At 46.4% G+C, this 21,372-nt stretch carries 25 protein-coding genes; 24 read left to right on the top strand and 1 reads right to left on the bottom strand.

All coding sequences use genetic code 11. The annotated features are described in order from the left end of the window. Positions 1-11 precede the first annotated feature (11 nt). The 12 genes from OC538_RS10760 (at position 12) to rsmI (ending at position 9,659) form a co-directional block, all read left to right on the top strand. Positions 12-1,199 (top strand): ABC transporter permease, encoded by a 1,188-nt coding sequence (locus OC538_RS10760; RefSeq protein WP_251697036.1) that lies wholly within the window; start codon positions 12-14, stop codon positions 1,197-1,199. Positions 1,200-1,211: 12 nt separating this feature from the next. Next, a complete protein-coding gene (locus tag OC538_RS10755) occupies positions 1,212-2,360 on the top strand; it encodes an ABC transporter permease (RefSeq protein WP_251697038.1) in 1,149 nt (382 codons plus the stop codon). Positions 2,361-2,458: 98 nt separating this feature from the next. After that, entirely contained in the window at positions 2,459-3,883 is a 1,425-nt protein-coding gene (locus tag OC538_RS10750; RefSeq protein WP_251697039.1) for an aminotransferase class I/II-fold pyridoxal phosphate-dependent enzyme, read from the top strand. Between the two features lie 12 nt (positions 3,884-3,895). Continuing rightward, positions 3,896-4,543, top strand: coding sequence for a dTMP kinase (gene tmk / locus OC538_RS10745; RefSeq protein ID WP_251697041.1), 648 nt, complete (start codon positions 3,896-3,898; stop codon positions 4,541-4,543). Positions 4,544-4,699: 156 nt separating this feature from the next. Continuing rightward, positions 4,700-5,029: a cyclic-di-AMP receptor gene (locus OC538_RS10740; protein WP_060206001.1), complete on the top strand. Its 330-nt coding sequence runs from the start codon at positions 4,700-4,702 to the stop codon at positions 5,027-5,029. 20 nt (positions 5,030-5,049) lie between these two features. Continuing rightward, positions 5,050-5,490: a YaaR family protein gene (locus OC538_RS10735; protein WP_251697043.1), complete on the top strand. Its 441-nt coding sequence runs from the start codon at positions 5,050-5,052 to the stop codon at positions 5,488-5,490. A 41-nt stretch (positions 5,491-5,531) separates the two neighbouring features. Further along, positions 5,532-6,527, top strand: coding sequence for a DNA polymerase III subunit delta' (holB, locus tag OC538_RS10730; protein WP_251697045.1), 996 nt, complete (start codon positions 5,532-5,534; stop codon positions 6,525-6,527). Next, a complete protein-coding gene (locus tag OC538_RS10725; RefSeq protein ID WP_251629919.1) occupies positions 6,520-7,347 on the top strand; it encodes a stage 0 sporulation family protein in 828 nt (275 codons plus the stop codon). Before holB ends, OC538_RS10725 begins: the two co-directional genes overlap by 8 nt. Before the next feature lie 13 nt (positions 7,348-7,360). Then, positions 7,361-7,720, top strand: coding sequence for a DNA replication initiation control protein YabA (gene yabA / locus OC538_RS10720; protein WP_262175356.1), 360 nt, complete (start codon positions 7,361-7,363; stop codon positions 7,718-7,720). A gap of 62 nt (positions 7,721-7,782) precedes the next feature. After that, positions 7,783-8,532 (top strand): tRNA1(Val) (adenine(37)-N6)-methyltransferase, encoded by a 750-nt coding sequence (locus OC538_RS10715; RefSeq protein WP_251697047.1) that lies wholly within the window; start codon positions 7,783-7,785, stop codon positions 8,530-8,532. Continuing rightward, entirely contained in the window at positions 8,525-8,803 is a 279-nt protein-coding gene (locus tag OC538_RS10710) for a GIY-YIG nuclease family protein (protein ID WP_410055883.1), read from the top strand. Before OC538_RS10715 ends, OC538_RS10710 begins: the two co-directional genes overlap by 8 nt. Beyond that, complete coding sequence (gene rsmI / locus OC538_RS10705) at positions 8,781-9,659, top strand: 16S rRNA (cytidine(1402)-2'-O)-methyltransferase (RefSeq protein WP_251697050.1); 879 nt, start codon at positions 8,781-8,783, stop codon at positions 9,657-9,659. The genes OC538_RS10710 and rsmI overlap by 23 nt, the downstream gene beginning before the upstream one ends. 56 nt (positions 9,660-9,715) lie before the next feature. Here rsmI and OC538_RS10700 read toward each other — a convergent pair whose 3' ends face one another. After that, a complete protein-coding gene (locus OC538_RS10700; protein WP_251629903.1) occupies positions 9,716-9,991 on the bottom strand; it encodes an AbrB/MazE/SpoVT family DNA-binding domain-containing protein in 276 nt (91 codons plus the stop codon). 513 nt (positions 9,992-10,504) lie between these two features. Between OC538_RS10700 and metG the strand changes: the two genes are divergently transcribed. The 12 genes from metG to glmU all read left to right on the top strand — a co-directional run bounded on the left by metG (position 10,505) and on the right by glmU (position 21,368). Continuing rightward, complete coding sequence (gene metG, locus OC538_RS10695) at positions 10,505-12,466, top strand: methionine--tRNA ligase (protein WP_251697052.1); 1,962 nt, start codon at positions 10,505-10,507, stop codon at positions 12,464-12,466. Between the two features lie 123 nt (positions 12,467-12,589). After that, positions 12,590-13,360 (top strand): TatD family hydrolase, encoded by a 771-nt coding sequence (locus OC538_RS10690; RefSeq protein WP_251697053.1) that lies wholly within the window; start codon positions 12,590-12,592, stop codon positions 13,358-13,360. Positions 13,361-13,490: 130 nt separating this feature from the next. After that, entirely contained in the window at positions 13,491-14,723 is a 1,233-nt protein-coding gene (locus OC538_RS10685) for a G5 and 3D domain-containing protein (RefSeq protein WP_251697055.1), read from the top strand. 174 nt (positions 14,724-14,897) lie between these two features. Continuing rightward, the gene (gene rnmV, locus OC538_RS10680) at positions 14,898-15,458 is read left to right on the top strand and encodes a ribonuclease M5 (protein ID WP_251697057.1); all 561 of its coding nucleotides are present in this window, start codon (positions 14,898-14,900) and stop codon (positions 15,456-15,458) included. Next, the gene (rsmA, locus tag OC538_RS10675) at positions 15,451-16,335 is read left to right on the top strand and encodes a 16S rRNA (adenine(1518)-N(6)/adenine(1519)-N(6))-dimethyltransferase RsmA (protein ID WP_251697059.1); all 885 of its coding nucleotides are present in this window, start codon (positions 15,451-15,453) and stop codon (positions 16,333-16,335) included. Before rnmV ends, rsmA begins: the two co-directional genes overlap by 8 nt. Positions 16,336-16,477: 142 nt before the next feature. Next, positions 16,478-16,744: a biofilm formation stimulator Veg gene (gene veg, locus OC538_RS10670; RefSeq protein WP_251629891.1), complete on the top strand. Its 267-nt coding sequence runs from the start codon at positions 16,478-16,480 to the stop codon at positions 16,742-16,744. Positions 16,745-16,871: 127 nt separating this feature from the next. Continuing rightward, on the top strand, positions 16,872-17,057 hold the full coding sequence (locus OC538_RS10665; RefSeq protein WP_251697061.1) for a small, acid-soluble spore protein, alpha/beta type: 186 nt from the start codon (positions 16,872-16,874) through the stop codon (positions 17,055-17,057). A gap of 171 nt (positions 17,058-17,228) precedes the next feature. Then, the gene (ispE, locus tag OC538_RS10660; RefSeq protein WP_251697063.1) at positions 17,229-18,095 is read left to right on the top strand and encodes a 4-(cytidine 5'-diphospho)-2-C-methyl-D-erythritol kinase; all 867 of its coding nucleotides are present in this window, start codon (positions 17,229-17,231) and stop codon (positions 18,093-18,095) included. 56 nt (positions 18,096-18,151) lie between these two features. Next, the gene (gene purR / locus OC538_RS10655) at positions 18,152-18,985 is read left to right on the top strand and encodes a pur operon repressor (protein ID WP_251697065.1); all 834 of its coding nucleotides are present in this window, start codon (positions 18,152-18,154) and stop codon (positions 18,983-18,985) included. Beyond that, the gene (locus OC538_RS10650; protein WP_251697067.1) at positions 18,982-19,359 is read left to right on the top strand and encodes a RidA family protein; all 378 of its coding nucleotides are present in this window, start codon (positions 18,982-18,984) and stop codon (positions 19,357-19,359) included. Before purR ends, OC538_RS10650 begins: the two co-directional genes overlap by 4 nt. A 166-nt stretch (positions 19,360-19,525) precedes the next feature. After that, positions 19,526-19,810 carry a septation regulator SpoVG gene (gene spoVG / locus OC538_RS10645; RefSeq protein ID WP_251697068.1) on the top strand — a complete coding sequence of 95 codons (285 nt, stop codon included), beginning with the start codon at positions 19,526-19,528 and terminating at the stop codon, positions 19,808-19,810. A 184-nt stretch (positions 19,811-19,994) separates the two neighbouring features. Beyond that, positions 19,995-21,368 (top strand): bifunctional UDP-N-acetylglucosamine diphosphorylase/glucosamine-1-phosphate N-acetyltransferase GlmU, encoded by a 1,374-nt coding sequence (gene glmU, locus OC538_RS10640; protein WP_251697070.1) that lies wholly within the window; start codon positions 19,995-19,997, stop codon positions 21,366-21,368. The last annotated feature ends 4 nt before the right edge of the window (positions 21,369-21,372 follow it).

Below are 21,372 nucleotides of genomic sequence, written 5' to 3'. Positions count from 1 at the left end.
GAGGGACTGCAATGAAGAGCCTTTTAATAGCTGTTAAAGATGCGAAGATTCACTTGTTAGACCGTAAAGCGATCCTCATGATGATCCTCATGCCGATTATATTGACTGTCATTTTAGGATCCGCCTTGAAAGGGGTGATGGGTGGAGGAAGCATGCCTGAAACCGTTTTAGGCGTCTATTCACCCGAATCGAATGAAATGGCGGAAAGTATTATCCGGGCGCTGGGAGAAGACGGGCTTGCCATTACAGTCGAACGGGCGGAATCGGAGAAACAACTGCTGGATTGGATGGAGGAAAGGGAAGTCCACGTCGGCCTACTTTTACCGGCTGAATGGGATTCTGATACAGAAAGGGCTATCATCTTGCCAACCACCGGGCAGGAAACAGCGGCGACCCTCATCCGGCAGATGATAGAGACGTTTGCTCAAATGTCGCAGGCAATCGCAAACTCCACAACAACAGTCATGGCGGAGGCTGCGGCGTTGTCTAGTGATGGCAGCAAGGTTGACATGGAAGCCATCCAACAACAGCTTACGACTTCGATTGAGAAGGTTATGAATGAACAACGGACGTATGTTAGTGAGCCTTCACTAGAAGAATCGGTGAATTCCATGCAGTACTATGCTGCAGCCATGGCGGCGATGTTCCTTCTATTCAACGCTATGGCAGGTGGAAAGTCATTTCATCAGGAAAAGCGGAGTGAAACACTGTCGCGATTGATGATGACGCCGACGTCTGTTCGTTCAATTCTAACAGGAAAGTTCATCGGTGCATTTCTATTTGCATGGATCCAATTTCTGATTTTCATGGGGGCTACACATTTCTTGCTGAAGGTTGACTGGGGCCCATCCATCCTGCAAGTCCTCTTCATCACCTTCTTCTACATCTTTTCAGTAGCGGGATTGGCGATGGTTGTAGCTGCCTTTACGACAAACGAGAAAATGGCGGATATCGTTGGAACCATGGGTGTCCAAGTAATGGCATTGCTTGGCGGTTCGATGCTGCCCCTCTCTTTATTCCCCGAAGTCATGCGGAAAATTGCCATGGCGACGCCGAATTCATGGGCATTGACGAGCTACACATCAATCATGACAGGAACTTCTTGGTCCGCGTTATGGCTGCCGGCAGGGGTGTTGATCGGCGTAGGGATTGTATCCATTTTCATCAGTTCAATTCGGCTCGGGCGCCGGATTGCTTAGGAGGTATATGGAATGAAGAAAATCTTATCGATTTGTCTGTTTGAAATCAAACGGACGTTCAAGAAGAAATCGTCGATTGTCTTAATGCTTGGGATGCCGCTGCTATTCACGTTTCTGTTCGGCAGTATTTTTGGGAAGAATGCCGATATAACAATTCGCATCGCATTGGTCGATGAGGAACAGACAGCGTTTTCTAAGGACGTCATTCAGAAGTTAATGATGGATGAAATGATTTCCTATGAGCTTGTTAATGCTCTTGAAGCGGAGGAGTTGTTGGCGCGTAATGAGGTGCAAGGCATTGTAACGCTGGAAAAAGGAATTGCTACTAAGCTTCGCAACGAAAAGCCAGCCGCCACCTTTCAACCTTCACTCGGCATGTCGACAGCGCCACTCGTCAAACAACAAGTGAATCAGGCAATGCAAGCCGTAGATATTTACGTTGCGGCGTCGCAGGTTGGAGGCTTCTATTTCAATGAAAGTTGGGAATCCGTCTACGGGCGGATCACGGAAAATGAAGGGCGTATCCAAGCATGGACCGAACAAAAAACAAATGCATCCACTGGGCATCCGATGATGGGCATCTCCTATAGCTCTGCGGGATTCTCCATCATGTTCGTTATGATCATGATGCTTTCAATGTCAGGCACGCTGATTGAAGCGAGGCAGGCTGGAATCTGGTCGAGATTGTTTACGACACCCGTAACCCGTTTCCAAGTGCTGCTTGGCTATTTCCTATCCTTCTTCGTAGTGGGATGGATTCAGTTTTTCCTTCTTATCTTGCTGTCTTCCACGTTGTTTGACGTCAACTGGGGGTCACCAGTAGCATTGCTTCTTCTCGTAACGGTCTTGCTTCTTTGTGTCGTAGGCCTCGGAATTGCCATTGCAAGCCTTGTGAAGACGGTTGAGCAGCAAAACGCCATTGGCACTTTGGTGATCATCTCAACATGCATGCTTGGTGGGGTCTATTGGCCAATCAGCATGGTGCCTGACGTTATGCAGAAAATCGCCAACTTTGTCCCGCAGACATGGGCAATGGAAGGTTTGACGACGCTGATTGCCGACAGTGGCACTGTCGGGGACATCTTCATGCCGCTCATTGTATTGCTCGGTTTCGCCGTCATTTTCCTGTCCGTTGGATTATCGAGAATGAAATATGTATGAGTGCCGGGGCAACCCGGTTTTTTCATTTCCAAGAAGGAGTTTTCACCCTTACTGTCCCGACTTCCTTTATAATAGATACAAAGGAAGTGTGAAGCGTAATGAGTGAACAAACTAAACCGCTTGTTCAAGCACTTAGCAAGTTCAAGGAAAAGCGGCCGATCTCCTTTCATGTGCCGGGTCATAAAAACGGACTGCTGTCCGGCTTGCCGGAAGAAATGCAGTCCGTACTGCCATACGATATGACGGAATTGGAAGGGTTGGATGACTTGCATGAGCCGTCCGGGGTGATCCGTGAAGCGGAGCACCGACTTTCGGCTTTGTATCAATCCGACCGGAGCTTCTTTCTCGTCAATGGATCGACGGTCGGCAATTTAGCAATGATGTACGCAGCGTGCAGACCTGGTGATACGGTCATTGTGCAGCGGAATGCACATAAATCGATCTTTCATGCGATTGAATTGACAGGCGCCAAGCCGGTCTTTGTATCGCCTGCTTGGGATGCCCATTCGAATACGCCGGGTGCAGTCCGCTTTGCAGTAGTGAAAGAGGCGATAGAAGCGTATCCCGATGCCAAGGCGGTCGTCCTGACGTATCCGACTTACTATGGAGTGGCAGGCACCGAGCTTGCGGACATTATTCATTACAGTCATGAGAAGAGCATCCCTGTTTTGGTCGATGAAGCGCATGGAGCCCATTTTGTCGCAGGAGATGCATTTCCGCAATCCGCATTGGAGCTAGGCGCGGACGTCGTTGTGCACTCAGCCCATAAAACATTACCCGCCATGACGATGGCGTCATTTTTACATATCAGGTCGATAATCATCTCTCCTGAAAGGATAGCGCATTATTTGGGCATGCTCCAATCGAGCAGCCCATCCTATTTACTCATGGCGTCGCTAGATGATGCACGGGCATACGCCGAGTCCTATACGAAGGAAGATCAAGTCGATTTCCTGGAAAAGCGTCGAGCCTTCATCGGCAACCTACTCACCATTCCGGCATTGCGGATCGTAGAATCGGACGACCCTTTGAAGTTATTGCTGCGAGTCCAAGGCTATACAGGGTTCGAACTACTTGCAAGGCTTGAAATGGAAGGAGTTTTCGCCGAACTTGCTGATCCGTTTCAGGTGCTATTCGTTCTGCCGTTGCTGAAAAAGAGTAATGAGTATCCATTCAGTGAAAGCGTTCAAAGAATTGCAGCTGCCGTCGCAAGCTTGCCGATGAAGGAAGAGCTGGAGTTAATGGACGAATCGATACCGGCGGATGAAGGGGTATCCACTCTGACCTATCTCCCACAAGAACTTCATGGGAGAGAAACCGTATGGAAGTCAATAGAAGAAGCTGTCGGTTATGTCGCGGCAGCTTCCATCATTCCTTACCCGCCCGGCATTCCGTTGCTCCTTGGAGGAGAAATGGTAACAAAGCGGCATATCACGACGCTTTTACAATACTTGCAAATGAATGCGAAATTTCAAGGCGCCATTCGGGCGAATGATAGACAAATACAAGTGATCATCGATTGACGGAGGCATACTATGTTAAATAAAGGGATATTTATTACCTTTGAAGGTCCCGAAGGTGCAGGTAAAACAACTGTCATTGCAGAAATATATAAGAGACTGGAACGGGAAGGGAAAAAAGCCATCCTTACCCGCGAACCGGGGGGCATCCGCATCTCGGAAAAAATCCGGGAAATCATACATGACAATGAACATCAGGAAATGGATGGCATGACCGAGGCACTGCTTTATGCCGCAGCGCGCAGGCAACACCTCGTCGAAAAAGTCATCCCGGCAATGTTAGAAGGAGAGATCGTCCTTTGCGACCGTTTCATCGACAGCTCGCTTGCCTATCAAGGCTATGCAAGAGGGCTTGGCATGGAGGGCGTCATGACAATCAACTCATTCGCCATTGGAGACACAATGCCAGATCTGACAATCTTCTTCGACATCACACCAGAAGAGGGACTCCAGCGAATTGCAGATAGCGGAGAACGGGAACAAAATCGACTGGACAACGAAACCTTACAGTTCCACGAAAAGGTTTACGAAGGCTACCAACTATTGCTCAAACAGTTCCCAAATCGCATCATCAGCACAGACGCCAGCAAACCATTATCTGAAGTAACTGAAAATGTTTGGAAAATTATAAGTTCTCAACTCATTAATAAACAGGATTCATGATATAATAAACTAAAGCGGAGGATGGCGGTTAGATGCGACAGGCATAAGACAAAGATGTGAAGTGGCGGTCTTTGCCACGCAACAGCTTTGTCTTATGACCCGAGCATCTGCCATCCGGAGTCTAGAAGGAAGAAAAAGCTAAAAGGAGAGGGTACCGTGAAATTGATTGTGGCAGTTGTACAGGACCAAGATAGCAACCGCTTATCGGCGGCTTTAACGAAAAATGATTTTCGCGCTACGAAACTAGCCAGTACTGGAGGGTTTCTGCGGTCAGGAAACACAACCTTCCTCATCGGAACGGACGACAGCCTCGTTCCAAAAGCTTTGGAATTAATTCGTGAAAATTGCCGTTCGCGCGATCAAATGGTCGCTCCCGTATCTCCAATGGGTGGCAACGCTGACTCCTATATTCCCTACCCAGTAGAAGTGGAAGTTGGCGGTGCCACAGTATTCGTCTTACCGATTGAACAATTTCATCATTTCTGATGAAATGAGGTGAAGTAGAAATGAAAGTGAATGGTGAGTTCCGGACCGGGCCCGATAAGTTCAGAAATGATCCGCTGCGTCCGACGCAAGGGAATGCCCGGTTCGGCCAAATGGTTCTGCAACAGGAAGAACGCCTGCACGGAGAACAAATTACAAAACTTCTTGGAGATATATCTTCTGCAGGGGATCGTCTTGCCCGTTCACGGAACTTACGGGATATGGCGAAATTCAAGATGCTCGTCCGACGCTTCCTGAAGGAGTCGGTTGAATCCGGGATGGGCTTGAAACAATCACATACGTGGAATCAATTCGGCGAAGGACGTCGATTGAACATTGTCGAGACAATTGATGAGAAGCTCATTGAATTGGCGGAAGCCTTATTAAATGATGAGCAGACATCTGTCGAATTACTAGGGAAAATCGGGGAAATCAAAGGACTTCTCATTAATATATATAGATGACCCGTGTTTTTACACGTTTTTTGGTGCAAGGAGGTACGTGCATGGAAATTAGCATCAAGCAAAGGCAAAAGGCCGTCATCGACAGACTGGAAGCGACGTTTCGGAATAACCGGATTGGCCACGCCTATCTATTTGATGGAGAGGCGGGCACTGGAAAAGAAGTGGCAGCCATCCATTTCGCGAAGCTTTTGCTTTGCGAGAGGCCTGAAGATGCTGTTCCATGTGAAACATGTCGCAACTGCAGACGGGTTGCTTCGGGAAATCACCCCAATGTGACGAAGATTGAACCGGATGGACAAGACATTAAAAAAGAACAGATGTCGTCGTTGATTATGAAAATGACGCGAAAAGGGTATGAGCCGGGACGTAAACTATATATCATTTCCCGCGCGGACCGGATGAACACTTCGGCAGCCAATACGCTTTTGAAGTTCCTGGAAGAACCTGAAGGGGAAGTGACGGCGATACTTCTGACCGATTCCTATCAGTCAATCCTTCCGACAATTCAATCGAGGTGCCAGCGCGTTAGTTTTCTTCCGCCGCGGCGTGAAGAGATGATTGCAAAATTGACTGAAGCAGGGATTACCGCCTCGATGGCAGCGACGGTTACGATGATGACAGCGGATATCGGGCAAGCGAAACAGCTTGCGGAAAATGATCAATTTGCACACATACGAAAAACAGTGGTAAAATTGATTGAGGCATCAGATCGCAATGTAAATGAAGCGCTTCTATTCATCCAATCAGAATGGTTGCCGGCAATGAAAGAGAAGGAAGACGTAGAACGTGGTCTTGACTTGCTTCTCTATGCATACCGTGATATCGTCTCGATGAAAGCCGGACTGCAATCGGAATTAGCATTTCCCGATCAGCAGCAGATTTTCAGGAGCCTTTCGATGAAGATGACATATAGCCGTCTATCGGCCAATATGGAAGCAATTCTGCAAGCGAAGAAAAAGCTGTATGGCAATATGAACCGTACACTTTTAATGGAGCAGCTGGTGCTCAATTTGCAGGAGGGGTTAACGCTTGTATAAAGTCGTAGGAGTCCGTTTTAAAAAAGCGGGTAAAATATATTATTTCGATCCTCTCGATTATCCGCTTACTGTCGGTGATTATGTCATCGTCGAAACAGCACGGGGTATCGAGTACGGAAAAGTCGCTAGTTCTGTGAGGGAAGTCGATGAAAATGATGTCGTCTTGCCACTTAAGAAAATTATTCGCAAGGCGCTTGTAGAAGACCAGATCCAAGTGGATGAAAACCGTGCGGATGCTGAGCAGGCCTTCGGTAAATGTGTTGAGAAGATACGTGAGCATGAGCTTGAAATGAAGCTTGTAGATGTGGAATATACATTTGACCGTAATAAGATCGTCTTTTATTTCACAGCGGAAGGGCGGGTCGATTTCCGGAATCTCGTAAAAGATCTTGCTGCCATTTTCCGGACGCGCATCGAATTGCGCCAAATCGGCGTCCGTGATGAGGCGAAAATGCTTGGTGGAATCGGACCGTGTGGCAGAATGCTCTGCTGTTCGACCTTCCTGGGCGACTTTGAACCTGTCTCCATCAAGATGGCGAAGGATCAGAACTTGTCACTCAACCCATCCAAAATCTCCGGATTATGCGGACGTCTCATGTGTTGCCTGAAATACGAAAACGATGAATATGAAGAGGCAAAAGCTCTCATGCCTGATATCGGGGAAAGGGTGCAGACGCCTGAAGGGCCGGGGAAAGTGGTCGGCTTGAATTTGCTTGAGCGAATTTTGCAAGTGAATTTGTCGGATCAGGAGCAAGTCTTGGAATATTCATGGGAAGAAATAGAGAGTCGGAAAAACTCAGTAGCTCAATTGACGAAATGATGGGGTGAAATAGTTGAAAGAAGGGAACTTTCTCGACAGAGTGATGGAGTTTGAGCAGCAGCTCGAAGCCATGCATGAGCAATTCCGGGAACTTATTGGATTTGTGGCGAAGATGACGGAAGAGAACCACTCACTTCAACTGGAAAACCATCATCTCCGGACACGGCTTGAAGAATTGACTGAACAAACTCAATTGATGGATAAAAAACGACCGCCTGAGAAGCCCCATAGAGTCGATATCGGCGAAGGGGTGGACAACCTGGCCAGGATATACAATGAAGGATATCACGTCTGCAATGTCCATTACGGAAGCAGTCGTAAAGGGGAAGATTGTTTGTTCTGCCTATCCTTCCTGAGCAAACAGAATGCTTGAGCTGAGCCGATCCTATAACCATGTAGGTATCGGCTTTTTTTTATTTATTGGAGGAGAACCGAATGGAGAATTTATTGAAAGATGATGAACGACTGGACTATCTATTGGCGGAAAACCTGAGGATCATTCAAAGTCCTTCTGTCTTTTCTTTTTCGCTCGATGCTGTCCTGCTTGCGAAGTTTGCATATGTACCGATCCGTTCGGGGAAGATTGTCGATTTATGCGCAGGCAACGGAGCCATTCCGCTCTTTCTTAGTGCCCGGACGAATGCTGATATTATTGCAGTTGAATTGCAGGACAAGCTCTCGGATATGGCACGGAGAAGTGTTGGCTATAATAAGTTGAATGAACAGATCACTATTGTGAATGACGATGTGATTGGCATTGCAGGGAAAATCGGCTATGAAAAATATGACACGGTCACTTGCAATCCACCTTATTTCCCTGCTATTGAAGCGAGTGAGAAAAACTTGAAAGAACATGTTGCCATTGCAAGGCATGAAATCCGTCTGACCCTAGAACAAGCCGTACAGTCCGCCAGTGAGCTGTTGAAGCAGGGCGGGAAAGCAGCATTCGTTCACCGGCCGGGCAGGCTGCTGGATATTGTGACAGCGATGCGGGCGAACAGGCTTGAACCGAAAAGAATCCGGTTCGTGTATCCGAAAGAAGGTAAAGAGGCGAATACGTTGTTAATTGAAGGAATAAAAGATGGGAAGCCTGATTTGAAGATATTGCCGCCTCTTTATGTATATGGTGAAGACGGGGAGTATACCGAAGAAGTGAGGCTTTTATTATATGGACAAGATGAATGAGCATCTGTTCTATGTCCTTGAATGCAATGATGGCTCTTACTATGCAGGCTATACAAATGATTTGGAAAAGCGTATCCGTACTCATAATGAAGGAAAGGGCGCAAAATACACGCGTGCTAAGCTTCCAGTCCGTCTCATTTACCGGGAAAGTTATGAAACGAAGCGTGATGCGATGCGGGCAGAGTATCAATTCAAGCAATTGACACGCTCCGCTAAGGAACGATATATGAGGAAGGGGCAGCATATCGATGAAATCACAGAAGAGCGCTGAAGCAGGTGTAGCAAAGCTGTTTCTCGTCGGGACGCCGATCGGCAATTTGGAGGATATGACATTCCGGGCGATCCGGATCCTGCAGGAAGCGGATATGATAGCGGCGGAAGATACGAGGAACACAATCAGGCTATGCAACCACTTCGAGATAAAAACGCCGCTTATGAGCTACCATGAGCATAATCTTGAAAAAGGTGGAGAGAAAATCCTTTCTTTATTGGCGGAAGGGAAGACGGTCGCCTTAGTGAGTGATGCAGGGATGCCATGCATATCCGATCCGGGGAATGACATTGCTGCAAAAGCGATTGAAGAAGGGTTTGATGTCGTTCCGGTCCCTGGAGCCAACGCAGCCATCAGTGCATTGGTTGCTTCCGGGCTACAGACACAGCCATTCTCTTTTATTGGATTCCTGTCCCGGCAGAAAAAGGAGCGCAATGAGCAATTACAAAAACTGAAGCAAAAGGAAGAGACTCTGCTTCTGTATGAAGCTCCCCATCGCTTGAAGGAAACGGTCAAAGCACTTGCCGAAGCATTCGGCGGTTCACGGCAAGTTGTGTTGGCGAGGGAGTTGACGAAGCGGTATGAAGAGATTCTCCGTGGAACCCTTGAGGAAGCCGTTCACTGGGCGGGGTCTAATGAAATCCGAGGGGAATTTTGTATCGTTATTGCTGGGAATGAAGACGTTGAGGAAGCAGTGGAGAATTGGTGGAAGGATATAAGTATTCACTCGCATGTGGAAATGGTGATGGATAAAGAAGGCGTTTCATCGAAGGAAGCAATTAAATTGGTGGCATTGGAAAGAGGAATGTCAAAAAGGGATGTCTATCAGGAGTACCATGTGAGCGGGAATGTATAATAAAAATCCAGAACGAGTACTTGTTCTGGATTCAAATCATTATCATTTTAATAATATTATTTTATCTTCTCTTCGATCTCTTTAATGAGTTGTTTAGCACCATCAGGACTTAAAATCAGCTTTCCGTCAATAAGCTGCAAATTATTGTCGGACACCTCTCCTGTGATTGAACAAGTCATATTCGGCATGTATTTCTTTAAGATTATTTTGTCGTCATCAACATAGATTTCTAAAGCATCTTTCTGCTCAATGCCAAGTGTGCGGCGAAGTTCGATTGGAATGACGACTCGTCCAAGCTCGTCGACTTTTCTAACGATTCCAGTAGATTTCATTAAAGGATTTCCTCCTACAAAGATTTAAATTTTCGGCAAGATTCGACATATTCCTCTTGTCTATCAAGTATCATACCAAGTCTTCCAATTAACGTCAATAAAACTAGCTCAATACTATGTATAGAATAATAGATTATTTGAAGGAAACAGGACTTTGGATGTTTATATTTTTAGTAATGACGAGGCATTTAGTAATTAGTCAGGGCTGTATTTAGGGAAATGGGAATGGTGGATGGATTGAGCATTAATAAGGAAATTTAACTTAATTCAGCAAGCAAACGAGGCGTAATTGATTAATACGTGAAATCATTGCATTTATGCGCATTTGAAGCGGCTTATGAGCGTTTGCGGGTGTTTATGCGGCGCTAGGCATAATTATGTGCATTATTGACGATTTATGATCATTTCAAGAGGTTTATGCGCGATTTGACGATTTACTGCGTATCTACATAGCACTTTTGTTGAAATTTAAGTAATATGGATAGTATAGATTGAAACACAGGAGGTATTTTGGTGGAAGAACAACGAAAAACATTTTATATTACGACTCCCATTTATTACCCGAGTGGGAAATTTCATATTGGAACAGCTTACACGACCGTTGCTTCGGATGCGATGGCCCGTTATAAAAGATTGCGTGGATTTGATGTACATTTCCTAACGGGAATGGACGAGCACGGACAGAAAATCCAAGAGAAAGCGGAAGAGGAAGGCCTTCCGCCGCAGCAATATGTAGACCAAATCGCGGATATCGCTATCGATCTTTGGAAACTGATGGACATTTCATATGATGACCTCATCAGAACGACGGAGGAGCGGCATAAAGCGGCCGTCGAAAAGATCTTTAAAAAATTCCTTGATAACGGTGACATTTACAAAGGTGAGTACGAAGGGTGGAAATGTGTCCCTTGTGAATCTTACTTCACAGAGGCGCAACTTGAAGACGGCAACTGTCCAGATTGTCATCGCCCAGTGGAGAAGGTGTCGGAGGAATCATACTTCTTTAATATGAAGAAGTATGCAGACAGGCTTCTGCAATACTATGAAGACAATCCTACCTTTATCGAGCCAGAATCTCGGAAAAACGAGATGATCAACAACTTCATCAAGCCGGGACTTGAAGACTTATCCGTATCGCGCATGTCATTCGACTGGGGCATCAAAGTGCCTGGAGATCCGAAACATGTCATTTACGTGTGGGTCGATGCGTTGACGAACTATATTACCGCACTCGGATACGACTCAGATGATGATTCGCTATTCAAGAAATATTGGCCGGCTGACGTGCATGTTGTCGGAAAGGATATCGTCCGCTTCCATACGATCTATTGGCCGATTTTCCTCATGGCTCTTGATTTGCCATTGCCGAAAAAAGTGTTCGCCCATGGTTTCATCATGATGAAGGACGGCAAAATGTCCAAATCAAAAGGGAATGTCGTCTATCCTGAAATGCTTGTGAATCGTTATGGCTTGGATGCGACGCGCTATTTCCTTCTTCGGGAATTGCCGTTCGGACAAGACGGAACATTCTCCCCTGAATCATTCGTGGAGCGCACGAATTATGATTTAGCCAATGACCTTGGAAACTTATTGAATCGGACAGTTTCCATGATCAATAAATATTTCGACGGCGTCATTCCGACTGAAAGCCTTGAAGCGACCGAATTCGATAATGTTTTACGTGACTTCACAACAACTGCGATTGGAAAATACGAAGCAGCGATGGAGAAAATGCAGTTCAGTGTCGTCCTTTCTGAGCTTTGGACAATTATTTCACGTACGAATAAATACGTCGATGAAACGTCTCCATGGGTTCTTGCAAAAGACGAAGCGGATAAAGGGAAATTGGCATCTGTCATGACCCATCTTGCTGAATCGCTCCGACAAATCGCAGTGCTCCTGCAACCGTTCATGACGAAGGCGCCGATTCAAATCATTGAACAGCTTGGATTGGATGAAACATTGCTAGCGTGGGAAACACTAGGAGATTTCAAAGCAATTCCTGAAGGAACCAAAGTTGTCGAAAAAGGGGTTCCGATTTTCCCACGTCTAGATCCGGAAGTGGAAATCGTCTATATCCGTGACCAGATGGCAATTACTGCTCCTCAGGAAAAGCAGGTTGAAGAGCCTGTAAAAATCGAGGAAGAGGCAGAAGAAATTACGATTGACGACTTCATGAAAGTTGATTTACGTGTCGCGACCGTGACTGCATGTGAAAAAATCCCGAAAGCAGACAAGCTGCTGAAGCTTCAACTCGACTTGGGCTACGAACAGCGTCAAGTCGTCTCAGGCATCGCCGAGCATTATGAACCGGAAGCTTTGATTGGCGAGAAAGTCATCGTCGTCGCTAATTTAAAACCGGTGAAATTACGCGGAGAATTGTCACAAGGGATGATATTGGCCGGTAGTTCCAATGGGATTCTAAAACTGGCAACAGTCGATCCGACATTGGAAAACGGTGCACAAGTGAAATGAATAAAAACAGACGGCGTTTCCTAAAGAGGCGCCGTCTTTATCTTTTAACCAATTTGTTAACATATTGTAACGAAAGTCATAATCCATTGAAATACAATGAAATCTGTGAGGAGAGACACATCAATGTATATCGATACTCATGTTCATTTAAATGCAGACCAATATAATGAAGACGTAAAAGAAGTAATTCAACGCGCACTTGACGCGGGTGTCAGTAAAATGGTCGTCGTCGGCTTCGACAGGGTGACGATCGAGAAGGCAATGGAGCTAGCTGAGCAATACCCGTTCATTTACGCTGTCATCGGCTGGCACCCTGTAGACGCTGTTGATTGTACTGACAAGGATCTGGAGTGGATTGAATCTCTGGCGGGGCATCCGAAAGTCGTTGGCATCGGGGAAACCGGTCTGGACTATTACTGGGACAAATCGCCAAAGAATATTCAGCAGGAATTATTCCGGAAGCAGATCCGACTCGCGCAAAAAGTCGATCTTCCCGTCATCATCCACAATCGCGACGCGACCGGAGATGTCGTCAGGATCCTGAAGGAAGAAGAAGCTCGAATTACGGGCGGCATCATGCATTGCTATGGCGGCAGTGTTGAGACTGCGAAAGAATGCATTGAGATGAATTTCCTTATTTCACTTGGCGGCCCAGTCACCTTTAAAAATGCAAAAATGCCGAAGCAAGTTGCAACCGATATTTCATTGGATCATTTATTAATTGAAACGGATGCTCCTTACCTTGCTCCCCACCCTCACCGTGGAAAACGGAATGAGCCGGCGCTCGTCACGCTCGTGGCGGAGGAAATTGCCCGTCTACAGGACATTCCGATTGAAGAGGTGGCAAAACGAACGACCGAAAATGCGTTGAAGATCTTCCGTATTCCAAATTAATGCGAAGGGTGATTGTATAGCTTCCCGACCGGCTTTATCCATTCCATGGGGGATAGTTGATAACCTATTGGGTTGACACGTCGAAAAGGAAGCTTTATAATTTGCCGAGTGATAAAGGAGGAGTTTTTTCATGACAAAAAGCACCATGAAAAATCTGTTCTCGATGTCATTGAGGAGTAAACAAATAGCGATTGTTACTTTTGTGTTTGCGCTATTCGTTTCAATCATTTCACTTGTTCTTCACGAAATATCCAAGAAATCGGTCACACTACAAGTGAACGATGAGCAAATTGAAATAAAAACATCTGAACATACAGTTGGGCAACTTCTAGCAAGTAGGGATATCGAAGTTGCCGAACACGATTTAGTAACACCCTCAGTGAATACCACGATCGAGGAAGGATTATCGATCAGGTGGGAACAGGCAAAGCAAGTAGAGATTCAAACAGGCAAGGAAACAAAAAAGATTTGGACGACGGATCGGAACGTCGGTGATATTTTAGCCGCGGCCGACATTAACCTTACCGATCATGACAAGGTTACCCCAGATCTGAATGAAAACCTTGGGGAAAATCTACACATCAATGTTCAAAAAGCGTTCCAATTGACGCTTATCGATGGCGGAAAAGAGAAACAAATGTGGTCAACTTCGACTACGGTCGCTGACTTTTTAAAGAGAGAAAACATTCAATTGAATGAAAACGACAAGCTGAACCACGAGGCGGACGGTTTCGTGAAGCCAGGTTCTATAGTTGAAGTCGTACGCGTAGAAAAGGTCACCGATGTAGTGGAAGAGCCAACAAACTTTGCGGTTGTAACGAAAAGTGATGCTAAATTGTTGAAAGGACGCGAAAAAGTCGTCCAAGAAGGCAAGAAGGGATCCGTTGAACGCAAGTTTGAAATTGTCAAAGAGAATGGCAAGGAAGTATCTCGTACGTTATTGAGTGAAAGAGTCATTGAGGAACCGCAAAAGAAAATTGTTGCGGTCGGTTCCAAAGTAGTAGTGGCAAGCGCCTACAATAAAAAATCCAATGTCGCTGTGTCTCGCGGCAGTTCGGCAGCACCTTCCGGCGGGAAAGAGTTTTATGTTACTGCCACTGCCTATACTGCGCACTGTAACGGTTGCACCGGGACCACGGCAACAGGCATCAACCTGAAGGCCAATCCGAATCTGAAAGTTATTGCGGTGGATCCTAGTGTCATTCCGCTCGGCTCGAAAGTCTGGGTTGAAGGATACGGATATGCCATCGCAGGAGATACTGGCGGTGCGATCAAAGGGAAAAGGATTGACCTTCATGTCCCTACAAAGACGGCAGCGTACAATTTCGGCCGTCGTACCGTGAAAGTCAAAGTGATCGACTAATTCCAATAGTAGTCATGTTTTTCCACATCGATCCGTGGGACTTAACCAGTCCCGCGGTTTTTTCATCTTTACGTAGTGGCGGCAGATCAAACCCATCGTTGTTCGATTGACTGTACAACGACTGCTTTGACGCGTAAAATTAAACAAACGTAACGTAACGAAATGAGGGTCATAGTGAACATTAAGGAGATCATCGTCGTCGAAGGCAAATCCGACACGATTGCCATCAAGAGGGCAACAGGCGCCGACACAATCGAAACGAATGGATCGGCAATCGATGAAAAGACATTGAATAAAATCAAGCACGCCCAGGAAACGCGAGGAGTCATCGTATTTACCGATCCCGACTTCCCGGGCAAAAGAATCCGTTCCATCATCGAAGAACGGATTCCAGGCGTCAAACATGCCTTTTTGCAGAAAGCGAAAACAATTGCCAAGAATGGGCAAGGACTTGGCATTGAGCATGCGAAGGATGAGGACATCCAAAAAGCTCTTGGGGCCGTCTACTCCGTCGATGTACAACCCGTTGAGGAGATCCCTCTCCGGGTCCTGTTGGAGGCAAGGCTTGTTGGACATCCCGACGCAAAAAAACGGCGCGATCAGCTAAGCGAAATACTGCAAATTGGACAAGTGAACGGTAAAGGTTTGAAAAAGAGACTTGAAATGTTCCGGATTGGGCAACATCAATTAATGGAGGCATTAAAAGTCCTGCACGAGGAGGATGGCCATGAATAGGGATATAGCAACACCTATAAGAACAAAGGAAATATTGGAGAAGCACGGGTTTTCATTCAAAAAGAGCTTAGGTCAAAATTTTTTGATAGACCCGAATATTTTACGTAATATCGTATCGCATGCCGGCTTGACCGATAAGACGGGTGTCATCGAGATTGGTCCGGGCATCGGGGCTTTGACGGAGCACCTTGCGAGAACTGCGAGAAAGGTCGTTGCATTTGAAATTGACGGCCGTCTGCTTCCTGTGCTGGAAGATACGTTATCGCCGTATGATAATGTCACCATCATCAACCAGGATGTCCTGGAAGCGGATTTGAAAAAGATCATCGAGGAGCAATTCAGCGGATTTGACGATATTGTCGTCGTAGCAAATCTCCCTTATTACGTGACGACGCCAATCATCATGAAGTTTTTACTAGGAAAAGTTCCGATACGCGGCATGGTGATCATGATGCAAAAAGAAGTGGCGGACCGCATTACGGCATCCCCAAGTACGAAAGCATACGGATCCTTATCGATCGCGGTCCAATATTACATGGATGCCGAAGTTGCGATGATTGTGCCGAAAACGGTATTCATCCCGCAGCCGAATGTCGAATCAGCGGTTTTGAATCTGACAAAAAAAGCGGGGCCTCCAGTGGAAGTGAAAGACGAGGACTTCCTGTTCAAGGTGGCAAGAGGTTCATTCGTACAGCGGAGAAAAACACTGCTGAACAACTTGCAATCCTCCTTGCCTGATGGGAAGGCGAAGAAGGAGCAGATTCTTGAGGCATTTGAGCGGATTGGTATGGATCCGGGCAGAAGAGGCGAGACGCTATCCATTAAGGAGTTCGGAGAGTTGTCGAATGCCTTGTATGCGGATTTCAAAAAACAGTGACAACAGGGTGTTTCGCTGTCTAAACAATTGAAAAAAGCAAAAAAAGAATTGACAACGACAACGTTTTACTGATAAAATTCTTCTTTTAATTGACAGAACTTTTTAAAAGTGTTATACTAGTATCCAGTGAGGTGTAAGCGACGTGCCAAAAACATTAGCGGACATTAAGAAGTCATTGGATGCTCATTTGGGGAAACGTTTGCACTTAAGAGCAAACGGCGGCCGTAAGAAAACGATCGAACGTGCCGGAGTCCTTCGTGAGACGTATCGGGCAGTTTTTGTTGTTGAACTGGACCAGGATGAGAATGCTTTTGAAAGGGTGTCTTACAGCTACGCGGATATTTTGACTGAAGCAGTCGAAATAACAGTTCTGGATGACGGAGACGCCACTGAGTTCATCGTCAAATAGTTTTTTATAGCAATCATGTATTGTTTTTATTTAAAAACACCTATGCATCCTTTAACGGAGACGCATAGGTGTTTTTTTATTGCCAATGCCCATACTAGAATTGTCAGTCGAAAAGGAGGAAAACCTAATGGCAAGAAGACGGAGTATAATGTCTGAGCACTTGAAGGAAGAAATTGCGAAAGAGCTTGGCTTTTACGATGTTGTTCAGCGGGAAGGTTGGGGAGGCATTAAATCACGTGACGCTGGTAATATGGTGAAGCATGCCATTCAAATGGCTGAGCGTGGAGTAGCGGAAAAAAGGAACGACAGCTAAGTTCCACCCATCTCACGTACGACTGACAAAGGAGGAGCTGCATGGTTGTCGTTATAGACGCCGTGCAGCTCTTTTCTTCATTTCACAAATCAATGAAAAGTTTCGGGGTGCAATCCAATCTCCCTATGGTAAAATAGGGAACAATGACAAGCTTGGAATGGAGGGGGCTGGATGTTATATGAGAAAGCACCTGCAAAAATCAACCTGACACTCGATGTCCTACATAAACGCCCCGACGGTTTTCATGAAGTGGAAATGATTATGACGACAGTCGACTTAGCTGACCGTGTCTGGCTTCGCCCTTCGAATGATGGGCATATCAACATGAAAGTCTCCGAGCGGTTTGTGCCGAATGACCGGAAAAATCTGGCCTATCAGGCGGCGGACCTGCTTAGACGGAAATACGGCATCCGCGACGGGGTTGAAATAACGCTCGACAAAAAAATACCTGTTGCTGCAGGTCTTGCTGGAGGCAGTTCTGATGCAGCGGCAACATTGCGCGGACTGAACCGGCTATGGAAATTACAGCTAAGTGCAGATGAGTTAGCGGAAATTGGTTCAAAGATCGGCTCGGACGTCTCTTTCTGCGTGCACGGAGGAACAGCGCTTGCGAAAGGTCGCGGGGAACAGATAGAGCATTTGCCGGCACCCCCCAACTGTTGGGTCATTCTGGCGAAGCCTTCAATTTCCGTTTCAACAGCAGACATCTACCGCAATCTCGACGTCAACTCCATTCAGCATCCCGACACGACCGGTATGCTCGAAGCCTTACATTCAGGGGACTACACTAAAATGTGCGCTTCCTTGGGCAATGTTTTGGAGCCAGTGACAATGAAGTTGCATCCACAGGTCGTCGTCCTGAAAGAAAAAATGGAACAGTTCGGGGCAGACGCGGTATTGATGAGCGGAAGCGGACCGACCGTTTTTGGGTTTGTCAGGCAAGAGGCGAGAGTATCGCGAATTTACAATGGATTAAAAGGCTTCTGTAAGGAAGTCCATGCTGTCAGAATGACAGGTGAACGTTTTCTGCTTGATTAAAGGCGTACAATTATGATAATGTCGAATAAAACATTCGGGTTTAGGGGTTGTTACTCATGAAGTGGAAAAGAAGCGGAAGACTCGTTGATATGACGCGTCACCTATTGGATAATCCGCATACACTCATACCGCTTACTTTCTTCTCCGAACGTTATCATGCTGCAAAGTCATCGATCAGTGAAGACTTGGCAATTATCAAAGAAACGTTCGAAGAGAATGGGACAGGAAAATTGATGACAGTATCGGGTGCGGCAGGTGGCGTGAAATACATTCCGCAAGTCTCCGAAACGGAAGTCCGTGAAGTGATGGCCATCATAAAGGAAAGCCTTGGTCGATCGGATCGGCTGTTGCCTGGCGGCTATTTATACATGACGGATTTTTTAGGGGATCCCAAAATAATGGACCGGATCGGAAAAGTCTTTGCATCTGCATTCGCGGAAACGGAGATCGACGTAATTATGACGGTCGCTACAAAAGGCATTTCTATCGCCCATGCGATAGCCCGCCATTTGAATGTTCCTGTCGTCATCGTCCGAAGGGACAGTAAAGTGACGGAAGGTTCGACGGTCAGCATCAATTATGTGTCCGGTTCCACGCGCCGCATCCAGACGATGGTATTATCAAAAAGAAGCATGAAGAGCGGGAGAAGAGTCTTGATCACCGACGACTTCATGAAAGCGGGCGGAACGATGGCGGGCATGAAGAATCTACTCGAGGAATTTGACTGTGAACTTGCAGGAGCCGCTGTCCTTGTAGAGGCGGAGCATACCGAGGAAGTGCTTGTTGAGGACTATCTATCCTTGGTCAAGCTTCGCGCAGTGAATGAGAAGGACCGCACAATCGAACTTGAAGAAGGAAACTATTTCAAGAAGGGTGGAAAAACGACATGAATTACGTAGCAACAGATAATGCTCCGAAAGCAATCGGACCCTACGCACAAGCAGTGCAAGTAAATGGATTGGTCTATACATCCGGACAACTTCCGATGACACCGGACGGACTGCTCGTCGAAGGAACGATTGAAGAGCAGACGAACCAAGTTTTCGCAAACTTGAAAGCTGTATTGGAAGAGGCAGGCTCTTCCCTTGATCAAGTCATCAAGGCGACAGTGTTCATCAAGGACATGAACCAATTTGCAGCTTTGAACGACGTATATGCACAACATTTCGGAGCACATACTCCTGCACGTTCAACAGTGGAAGTGGCAAGATTACCGAAAGACGCATCAGTAGAAATCGAAGTCATCGCCCTCGCCGGTGAATAAATAATAGTGACGGCCCGCTCGAAATAAGAGCAGGCCGTCATTTTTTATGTACCTAAAAAAGTTTTTTAGAAAAACTTCGAAAAAATAAAAGGGAAAAGCTTACTTTTGTTGAATATAATCGTTGAGCCAATTTATAGACAAAAACAACAAAGGGAGTGGGGAAATAATGGAAGTGACGGATGTAAGGCTGAGGAAGGTTGAGACGGAAGGTCGAATGAGGGCAATCGCTTCGATTACATTGGACGGTGAATTTGTTGTACACGACATCCGTGTCATTGAGGGGAATGACGGATTGTTTGTTGCGATGCCAAGCAAACGTACGCCGGATGGAGAATTCCGCGACGTTGCACACCCCATCAATACATCGGCAAGGATGAAAGTCCAAGATGCAGTCCTTACCGCTTATCATATGGTCGAGGAAAAAGGAATCCTAGAAGAAGCCGGAGCATAAGTTTATGGAATTTAAAAGAAGCACGGAACCAAGAGATGTTCTCCGGTTTTGTGCTTTTTTGATTGGAATAAAAAAGAAAAGAATAATATTAAAAGAATTACATCGCGTTGTCAAGAGGGTATAGTTGAAATTTATACTATTTTCGGCTATAGTCAATAATGAAATAATGGATGGAGGCCAGCAAATGACGAATACATATGCCATCGTCCTAGCTGCAGGGCAAGGGACGCGGATGAAGTCCGATTTATATAAAGTATTGCATCCTGTCTGTGGAAAACCGATGGTCGAACACGTTGTCGACCATATCCTTGGAATCGGCGCGGATAAAATCGTAACGATTGTCGGCCACGGGGCAGAAATGGTAGAAGAAACACTTGGTGCCAAGAGCGAATATGCCCTTCAGGCAGAACAGCTCGGCACAGCACATGCAGTTCAGCAGGCGGAAGATCGGCTAGGCGAACTCGAAGGGATTACGCTCGTCGTCTGCGGAGACACACCGCTCATCAAATCGGAAACGATGCAAGCACTGATTGCGCACCACTCCGACACGAAGGCGAAAGCGACAATCCTGACCGCGCATGCCGACGACCCAACAGGCTACGGCCGCATCATTCGGGACGAAGACGGAAATGTCCTTCGAAACGTCGAACATAAGGATGCATCACCACAGGAGCGGGAAGTGACCGAAATCAATACGGGAACGTACTGCTTTGACAACCGTGCACTGTTCGAGGCTTTGAAAAAGGTGAAGAATGATAACGCGCAAGGCGAATACTATCTTCCTGACGTCATCGGCATCCTGAAGGCTGAACAACAGGCATTGATATCCGCTTATGTAACCGATGAATTCAGCGAAACGATCGGTATCAACGACAGGGTCATCCTCTCGGAAGCGGAAAAAGTGATGCGCCGAAGGATTGCGGAATCCCATATGCGGAATGGCGTTACAATTATCGATCCAGGCAGCACGTATATTAGCGCAGATGCCAAAATTGGTCGGGATGCAGTTCTTCAACCAGGTACGATGATCGAGGGACAGACTGTCATCGGGGAAAAGTGTATCATTGGACCGAATAGCCATATCGCCAACAGTGAGATTGGCGAGTCCACAACTATCCATTCGTCAGTTGTACGGGACAGCATCATCGGGTCCGGTACAACAGTTGGCCCGTTCGCACATATCCGTCCGGATTCCAGACTCAGCGACAATGTGAAAATCGGCAATTTTGTCGAAATTAAGAAATCAAGGCTGGGAGAAGGCAGCAAGGTTTCCCACCTCAGCTATATCGGTGATGCGGAAGTCGGCACTCATGTCAACATCGGCTGCGGAACGATCACAGTGAATTACGATGGTAAAAACAAACATACGACAACAATTGAAAATGATGCATTTGTCGGTTGCAACTCCAATTTGGTCGCACCTGTAAAAATTGGAAAAGGCGCTTATGTAGCGGCCGGATCGACGATTACAAAAGATGTGCCAGAAAGTTCACTTGCAATTGGACGCGCGCGCCAGGAGAATAAAGAAGGATACGCAACAAAATTAAATCTTAACTAACCAG

Origin of the sequence: Saccharococcus sp. Marseille-Q5394, from assembly GCF_946901335.1 — a bacterium.
GTDB lineage: Bacteria > Bacillota > Bacilli > Bacillales_A > Planococcaceae > Sporosarcina > Sporosarcina luteola_C.
This window is presented reverse-complemented; position numbering and strand designations above follow the sequence as displayed.

What these genes read in the sequence shown, in the direction of transcription:
- OC538_RS10665 (WP_251697061.1), top strand. Translation starts at nt 16,872, where the DNA reads ATGGCAAGAAGACGGAGTATAATGTCTGAGCACTTGAAGGAAGAAATT.
- glmU (WP_251697070.1), top strand. Translation starts at nt 19,995, where the DNA reads ATGACGAATACATATGCCATCGTCCTAGCTGCAGGGCAAGGGACGCGG.
- OC538_RS10715 (WP_251697047.1), top strand. Translation starts at nt 7,783, where the DNA reads ATGGAGAATTTATTGAAAGATGATGAACGACTGGACTATCTATTGGCG.
- holB (WP_251697045.1), top strand. Translation starts at nt 5,532, where the DNA reads ATGGAAATTAGCATCAAGCAAAGGCAAAAGGCCGTCATCGACAGACTG.
- OC538_RS10760 (WP_251697036.1), top strand. Translation starts at nt 12, where the DNA reads ATGAAGAGCCTTTTAATAGCTGTTAAAGATGCGAAGATTCACTTGTTA.
- rsmI (WP_251697050.1), top strand. Translation starts at nt 8,781, where the DNA reads ATGAAATCACAGAAGAGCGCTGAAGCAGGTGTAGCAAAGCTGTTTCTC.
- ispE (WP_251697063.1), top strand. Translation starts at nt 17,229, where the DNA reads ATGTTATATGAGAAAGCACCTGCAAAAATCAACCTGACACTCGATGTC.
- OC538_RS10735 (WP_251697043.1), top strand. Translation starts at nt 5,050, where the DNA reads ATGAAAGTGAATGGTGAGTTCCGGACCGGGCCCGATAAGTTCAGAAAT.
- tmk (WP_251697041.1), top strand. Translation starts at nt 3,896, where the DNA reads ATGTTAAATAAAGGGATATTTATTACCTTTGAAGGTCCCGAAGGTGCA.
- OC538_RS10700 (WP_251629903.1), bottom strand. Translation starts at nt 9,991, where the DNA reads ATGAAATCTACTGGAATCGTTAGAAAAGTCGACGAGCTTGGACGAGTC.
- OC538_RS10710 (WP_410055883.1), top strand. Translation starts at nt 8,525, where the DNA reads ATGAATGAGCATCTGTTCTATGTCCTTGAATGCAATGATGGCTCTTAC.
- OC538_RS10685 (WP_251697055.1), top strand. Translation starts at nt 13,491, where the DNA reads ATGACAAAAAGCACCATGAAAAATCTGTTCTCGATGTCATTGAGGAGT.
- OC538_RS10750 (WP_251697039.1), top strand. Translation starts at nt 2,459, where the DNA reads ATGAGTGAACAAACTAAACCGCTTGTTCAAGCACTTAGCAAGTTCAAG.
- rsmA (WP_251697059.1), top strand. Translation starts at nt 15,451, where the DNA reads ATGAATAGGGATATAGCAACACCTATAAGAACAAAGGAAATATTGGAG.
- OC538_RS10650 (WP_251697067.1), top strand. Translation starts at nt 18,982, where the DNA reads ATGAATTACGTAGCAACAGATAATGCTCCGAAAGCAATCGGACCCTAC.
- purR (WP_251697065.1), top strand. Translation starts at nt 18,152, where the DNA reads ATGAAGTGGAAAAGAAGCGGAAGACTCGTTGATATGACGCGTCACCTA.
- OC538_RS10690 (WP_251697053.1), top strand. Translation starts at nt 12,590, where the DNA reads ATGTATATCGATACTCATGTTCATTTAAATGCAGACCAATATAATGAA.
- OC538_RS10755 (WP_251697038.1), top strand. Translation starts at nt 1,212, where the DNA reads ATGAAGAAAATCTTATCGATTTGTCTGTTTGAAATCAAACGGACGTTC.
- spoVG (WP_251697068.1), top strand. Translation starts at nt 19,526, where the DNA reads ATGGAAGTGACGGATGTAAGGCTGAGGAAGGTTGAGACGGAAGGTCGA.